The sequence below is a fragment of the Aestuariibaculum marinum genome, assembly GCF_014596975.1.
GTDB classification, from domain to species: Bacteria; Bacteroidota; Bacteroidia; order Flavobacteriales; family Flavobacteriaceae; genus Aestuariibaculum; species Aestuariibaculum marinum.
The window spans coordinates 359,765-366,179 of record NZ_JACVXD010000002.1 but is presented as its reverse complement, the minus strand read 5'-3'; the positions used below and the strand labels follow the sequence as shown (position 1 = coordinate 366,179).

General features: G+C 31.5%; 8 protein-coding genes and 1 tRNA gene. 4 read left to right on the top strand and 5 right to left on the bottom strand.

What is annotated here, in order from left to right; translation table 11 throughout:
* Positions 1-40 precede the first annotated feature (40 nt).
* Positions 41-114, bottom strand: a tRNA-Asn gene (locus ICJ85_RS05545).
* Positions 115-371: 257 nt separating this feature from the next.
* On the opposite strand from ICJ85_RS05545, the gene ICJ85_RS05540 reads away from it, so the two are divergent.
* The gene (locus tag ICJ85_RS05540) at positions 372-1,697 is read left to right on the top strand and encodes an AAA family ATPase (RefSeq protein WP_188222782.1); all 1,326 of its coding nucleotides are present in this window, start codon (positions 372-374) and stop codon (positions 1,695-1,697) included.
* Positions 1,687-2,385, top strand: coding sequence for an RloB family protein (locus ICJ85_RS05535; protein WP_206688029.1), 699 nt, complete (start codon positions 1,687-1,689; stop codon positions 2,383-2,385). The genes ICJ85_RS05540 and ICJ85_RS05535 overlap by 11 nt, the downstream gene beginning before the upstream one ends.
* A 107-nt stretch (positions 2,386-2,492) precedes the next feature.
* On the opposite strand, the gene ICJ85_RS05530 is transcribed toward ICJ85_RS05535, so the two are convergent.
* The gene (locus ICJ85_RS05530; RefSeq protein WP_188222780.1) at positions 2,493-2,630 is read right to left on the bottom strand and encodes a hypothetical protein; all 138 of its coding nucleotides are present in this window, start codon (positions 2,628-2,630) and stop codon (positions 2,493-2,495) included.
* A 231-nt stretch (positions 2,631-2,861) separates the two neighbouring features.
* Here ICJ85_RS05530 and ICJ85_RS05525 point away from each other — a divergent pair, with 231 nt between their 5' ends.
* Positions 2,862-3,344: a DUF6252 family protein gene (locus ICJ85_RS05525; RefSeq protein WP_188222779.1), complete on the top strand. Its 483-nt coding sequence runs from the start codon at positions 2,862-2,864 to the stop codon at positions 3,342-3,344.
* Positions 3,345-3,369: 25 nt separating this feature from the next.
* Positions 3,370-3,939: a DUF6252 family protein gene (locus tag ICJ85_RS05520; RefSeq protein WP_188222778.1), complete on the top strand. Its 570-nt coding sequence runs from the start codon at positions 3,370-3,372 to the stop codon at positions 3,937-3,939.
* Positions 3,940-4,175: 236 nt separating this feature from the next.
* Here the strand turns inward: ICJ85_RS05520 and ICJ85_RS05515 are convergent, their stop codons facing one another.
* Genes ICJ85_RS05515 through ICJ85_RS05505 form a run of 3 tightly spaced genes read right to left on the bottom strand, consistent with a single transcriptional unit; the run spans position 4,176 to position 6,328 of the window.
* Entirely contained in the window at positions 4,176-4,427 is a 252-nt protein-coding gene (locus tag ICJ85_RS05515; RefSeq protein WP_188222777.1) for a hypothetical protein, read from the bottom strand.
* Positions 4,428-4,467: 40 nt separating this feature from the next.
* Positions 4,468-5,466: a DUF3871 family protein gene (locus tag ICJ85_RS05510; protein ID WP_188222776.1), complete on the bottom strand. Its 999-nt coding sequence runs from the start codon at positions 5,464-5,466 to the stop codon at positions 4,468-4,470.
* Complete coding sequence (locus ICJ85_RS05505) at positions 5,429-6,328, bottom strand: AAA family ATPase (RefSeq protein WP_188222775.1); 900 nt, start codon at positions 6,326-6,328, stop codon at positions 5,429-5,431. Before ICJ85_RS05505 ends, ICJ85_RS05510 begins: the two co-directional genes overlap by 38 nt.
* Between the last annotated feature and the right edge of the window lie 87 nt (positions 6,329-6,415).

Sequence of the window (6,415 nt, the reverse complement as noted above, 5' to 3'; positions counted from 1 at the left end):
CACAAAAAAAGCCTCACATTTCTGTAAGGCTTAAATTTTGCTCCCCCTCTTGGGCTCGAACCAAGGACCCTTTGATTAACAGTCAAATGCTCTAACCAACTGAGCTAAGGAGGAGTGTTGCTTTCTCTATCCAGAGAGCTGCTTGTGCAAATAATGTGCAAACCTTAAACCTCGTTATAATTATTATTAAACATAATATTTTTTAAATAATAAGTAGAAATAAACCTACCCAAACAAACAATTAGCTTCAAAAACACTTTATTTTACAAAATAAACACTATTTTCAGTTAAAAAAAACTAAAAATACAATCTATTTTACAAAAAATACTAAAATAAATTCTATTTTTGTTTAATACTAATGATGAAGAACGATGATTTTACAATTTTCAATTAAGAATTACAGAACTTTTAAAGAAAAAGCTGTTCTAAGTCTTATCGCCTCTAATTACGACAAAGATACACGGGAAAATGAAAATATTGCCTACAACGAAAAATTTGGGTTAAGACTTTTAAAAAATGCTGTTATCTACGGCGCTAATGCTAGTGGAAAAAGTAAATTATTGGATGCTTTTGGTTTTATGAGACATTATGTTTTAACTAGTTCCAAAGAAAGCCAAAAGGGTGATGAAATTGATGTTTTTCCGTTTAGACTCAATAGCGCCACGGAAAAAGAACCTTCTGAGTTTGAAATTATTTTTATTTACAAAGACACTTTATATCGGTACGGTTTTGAAGTAACTAGAAAAAAAGTAATTTCAGAATGGCTTTACTACAAACCAAAAACTAAAGAAATCGAACTTTTTTACAGAGAAGATAACAAATTCGATACCCATCCTAGAAGTTTTACCAAAGGAAAAACAGTTATTAAAGAAGGACTAGTAAGAGATAATGCTCTTTTACTTTCTGTAGCAGCACAATTTAATGATAAAACCTCAATTAATGTTTTAGATTGGTTTGAGAGATTAAAAACAATTTCAGGCCTAAACGAGTCAGGCTATAGAGGTTTTACTATGAGTAAGACTGAAGATCCGGTTCATAAAGCTAAAATACTTGATTTACTTAAAGCCGCTGATTTAGGAATTCGAGATATAAATTTACAAAAACTGGATATTGACAAACTACCAAAAGATTTACCAAAAGAACTTAGAGATAAAATTCTTCGTGAAATGCATGAAGAAAAAGCTGAATTCATCTCCGACGTTTTAACTACCCATAAAAAATATGATATTAATGGTAGATCTATTGATAATGTAAACTTTTCTCTTGATGATGATGAATCTTCGGGCACCAGAAAATTCTTTGCTTTAACTGGACCAATACTGGATGTAATTGAAAATGGATACACTCTTGTTGTTGATGAATTAGATTCTAAACTGCATCCTAATTTAGTTTGCAAAATTGTTTCTCTTTTTAACTCAAAAGAATTAAATCCAAAAAATGCTCAACTTATCTTTAATACTCATGACACGAATCTTCTTAGTGCAGGATTATTTAGAAGAGACCAAATTTGGTTCACTGATAAAAACAAGTTTGGAGAAGCTAAATTATACTCTTTAGGCGATTTCAAATCTGATGAAGTTAAGAAAAATGAGCCTTATGAAGAAAATTATATCCGAGGTAAATATGGAGCTATTCCTTTTTTAGGTTTTTTTGAAAATTTAAATACTATTCTTTCTCACCATGAAAATGAAAAATAAAAAAGAAGAACAAATTGCCGCAAGAAAGAAACACAAAGAGCTCCTTAAAAAAAATAGAAGAAGTGAACCAGACTTAGAAAGACCCACTCCTAATTTAATAGAAAAACCTACTATTCTGATTGTTTGTGAAGGTGAAAATACTGAGCCCTCTTATTTTAATCAATTCAAATTAACTTCAGCAACAATAAAACCAGTTGGTGAGGGATACAATACCATTTCGCTTGTAAAACGTGCTTATGCCCTATCTCAAGAAAAGAAATACGATCAGGTATGGTGCGTTTTTGATAAAGATGATTTTGATGATAACGATTTCAATAATGCTATTCAAATTGCTTCAGGATATAATTTTGGTGTAGGCTATTCAAATCAAGCATTTGAATACTGGTTAATTCTTCATTTTAATGACCATCAGGGAGGCGGAATTGCAAGGAAAGACTACAACCAAATTATAAACGATCTATTAAAACCTTTCAATGTAAATTATGATGGAAAAAAAAGCAAACTAATAAACGATGCATTTTTTGAACTATTAGATGGTGTTGACGATAAAACAAATGAAAAAAGAATTGATTTAGCTATAAAAAGGGCCGAAAGGAATCACAAACTACACAATCAATCCAACCCTGCCAAAGAAGAATCAACCACAACTGTTTATTTATTAGTTCAAGAATTATTAAAATATGTTTAGTCAGTAGTATCAAATTTCTAATTACATTATTTAGAAAAATATCATCGATAATACAACACTTAAATATTACAGATTCAGGAATTAAAACCTAACAAAATGCTCTTAATTTATCTAACTATACCTTCTTCCATCTTACCAAAGCTATCAGCAGTATAGAGCCACTTATTTTTAGTAGGCTTGGCATCATTAATTTTATTGAATAATTCGTTTGTAACACGTTCGTGCTTTACCTTTCTGGGTAACATCTGAATAACTTTACTCCGGATTGAATTAAAAGTATTTAAAACTTACATTTTAACATTATTATCATTTAAAGACTTTTGTATGACTTACCTCTAAGGAACTCACATCAAACTAATTAACAATTTTACAAAATTCATTTGAAAAAATCGCTTTAGGCTTATACTTATTAATTATCCAAAAAAATGAACATTTAATTAAATTTAAAGTCTTATATATTTTCGTTAAATTTATAGATGCGGTTTAAATATATATTAATTCTAGCGTTATCCTGTTTTACTTTATCGAATTGTGGAAGTTCTGATGATGAAGATAAACCTGCGTCTATACTGGTAGCTGATATTAATGGCTTAAAGAAAACATGTAAATCTATTTTCATTACACCAAACCCAAATCCTTATAGTAATCCACACGATGGATTTGGCGGAGCTACACTAGAAACTCCTAATTACATTTTTGATTTTAAATTTCCAATAAATGAGGGAATCGGCTCTTATGAACTTTCTTTTGACGGAAACAACACTGGGGGTATATGGATAAGTCCAAAAAGTGATTTTTTCGATCCAGATAATAGATACTACAAATCTATTGATGGGCAAATAACAGTAACTAATATTACAGAAAAAAGTTATTCCGGCACATTTTCCTTTACTGCACAGGAAATTGATTTTGATGATATTATCACCGTTACAAATGGAATTTTTGTAGTCTTCTATTAAATTCAACAACTTAAATTTCACTATTATGTTAAAAAAAAAGCAATTTATTTGGATCCAGTTTTTATTATTATCTTTTTTATCATGCAGTAATAATGATAATGAAATTTACAGAAGTACTGGTGAAGCCAACATTAATGGAGAGAAAATTATCTTTGATGAATCTAGTGGCTCAGGTGGGACCTTTAACTTCGAAAAAAGCTGCCAAGAAGGAGAATTTGATGTAATTTCTTTGGGTTTTTATTTACCAAACGAAACTAAACATCTTATTTTCTTACATTTTACACCATCTAATGGAGCAGAACGATACGAATTAACATCTTTAGGCAATAATTGGATTTCATACACCTATTTTAATGAAGAATATTTTCAATACCCAGGAGATTTAGACGAATATTACACAACCAGAGCTGAATGTATAGAGGATGGATCTGTACCTATTAATAATGGTTATATAGAAATTACCTCTATTGATAATGATCGATATATTGGGAATTTTGAATTCTCAGCAAACCTAGTAGACTGTGGAAAAACAGTAACAGTAACCAATGGAAAGTTTGATGCTGGTCAAGAAACTGATTTTTATTGTGATTTTTAGATTGGCTTTAACAAAATTATTAATAACATATAAAACCTAACCGCTCAGTTATAAAACATAACTTATTTTGTTAACTATTGAATATTTATAACATAATAAGTTAAACGGCTAGGTTGTTATATGAAGGTTGTCTGCTGAGCAGTTTTCTCAGGAGTTTTAGTATTATAGAGCCAAAACAGTCTCAGAAAATGCTTCTATTGAGAAGCCAAAAGATACAGCATAATGCTCTTTCTAATTTATTTTGTTAGAATATCAAAATAGTACGTATGGTAGTTTTTACCTTCTATATAAAACACTACCCTTCCCAGTTTAGTAATTTTTAATTCTGTACAGAATACAATTTGATCTTTATGCAAATCTCCAATATCCTGTGATACCAATAATTTGAAAGGTGTGTGCAACTTTATAATTCTATTTTGACCATTAACCACATAAATGATGTGTGGTGAGCAATATTTCAAAAGCTCGATAAGTTCTTTATTGCTCATTTTAAATAAGATAATGTGGATTATTGCCCAGAGATAAGTTTTAATGTATTATCTCTGGATGATTTATGAAGTAGTTATCTTCCTTACGTCGGATTGCTTCTCCCAAATGATTCACAAACTCATAAGTATTACAGTTACGATCTAAGAAGTTATCAATGTAATTACTCTTTGAGCTCTCTGTAAACAGGTTATACAACTGCCACAAATTGATATACCCATCAGCATCGGCACTAAAATGTTCATCGTCTACATAATTCTTAATAATGGTGTTGATTTGAGAATCGGTAGTCTTTAGATGAAACAACTCCTGCTTTTGCTGCTTATCTAAATGCTGATATAGCTTCATTTTCCCTACCAAATGCGCAAATTGATCCTGATTAATAGTATACTCCTGCATTTGCTTCATATTTTCAATATGCTGCTGCTGATTATAACTCAAAAACAGTTCCTGAGCTTTTAATTTCAGTTCATCTATACTACTCACACGCAAATCGTCCTTTAGACCATCTGTACTAATGCCTAAATTTGTGCACACTTGGCATTTTTGGGCAATAAATATCTTAAACTTTTCAATGCTCTTTTTGGAAAACAGATTCTGCTCGGAATAGCTACGTACCCCTCCTACTGTAAGATTAAGTTTCTGATTATCAATATAAGTGTGTACATCTGGTATCTCGACCATAAAAGCCATACGTTCGTAATAAATCGTTTTTTCATGTTCCAATAACTCCTTGGCAGGTTTACCGATAGCTGAAGGAATTCTACCTTTTATAATGTGACTAGTTCTGATATTAGGCATAGTTACTGTACCTTCCGGATATAACTCTTGCGCTACAGATCTCACTGCTTCGATAAATTCAAAATGTGGGATGGTGCTTTCATTATCCTTGGCAAATACCGGGATTATGCAATCCTGCTTCAAATGAGATAAACTGACTTGTTGCGTGTTTGCTTCTATAAACCTATTATTAGTCGACATAGAGGATTCTACTACCTCATGATTATTGACTACTTGTTGTGTTATCGCTTTCAATTCCATGATTTGTATTTGTTTGAATAATTTGTTTGTTTTCTACAATTTGTGTGATGCCTTCGATTTCTGATTTCCTTTCGATAATCAAAGGCTTTATTTGTGTTTTTAAACCGTCGTATTTCTGATACAAAAGTCTTAAACCCTCTAAAGTTGTAGTTGCGTTTATTTCCTGTTTTATATCTTCTAAGGATACTCCTTGATTACACCAGTCTTTGAGTCGCTTACCAACATCACTGTTAATTACAAATTCCGGTCCTCTAAACAAATTGGTACGATCCTTACTGACCTTACACAAATGATTTTCATTAATCAGCTCAAAGTTTACGGATAGCTCATATTCAAATCCCTCAGAGGTAATTTCTTTCGTGCCGTGCTTCACCACTTTAGATTTACCGTTAGAACCTACATCCAGAGAATAATCAACTTTTCTTCGGGTAGTAGTGATAATATGACATTTCGATTGCAGAATTTTATCTATAAATTTCTGGTGACGTGGTTTAACACTTGCCCAGTCCTGAAATCTGCCACCAAGCTGTTCATGGATTTGCAGACAACCACCTTCACCTTGCCACTCATGTGTTATAGAATCTATAATTATCACTTCCATATTGGCTTTTTCACAAGTATCTATAGCCTCAATATAACGTTCCGGACTATAGGGTGGAAATAGATTTAAAACATTGAAATTTCCCATATCTGAATATAGGCTGGCTGATGCATTTTCTGTATCTATAACAACTATTTTAGACCAGTCATTAGTCATACCATAAGCTAATTTTAGAGCTCTATAAGTTTTACCAAACCCTGATGCTCCAGAGATGCCTAAACGTAATTTTACGTTATGCCGTTGTGTTTGTTGTAATTGCATGATATAATTGTGTTTAATTAATATATATAGCATAAAAAAAGAGCCTACCTCCTGAGAGATAAGCTCTTTACGATAAGGACATAATGC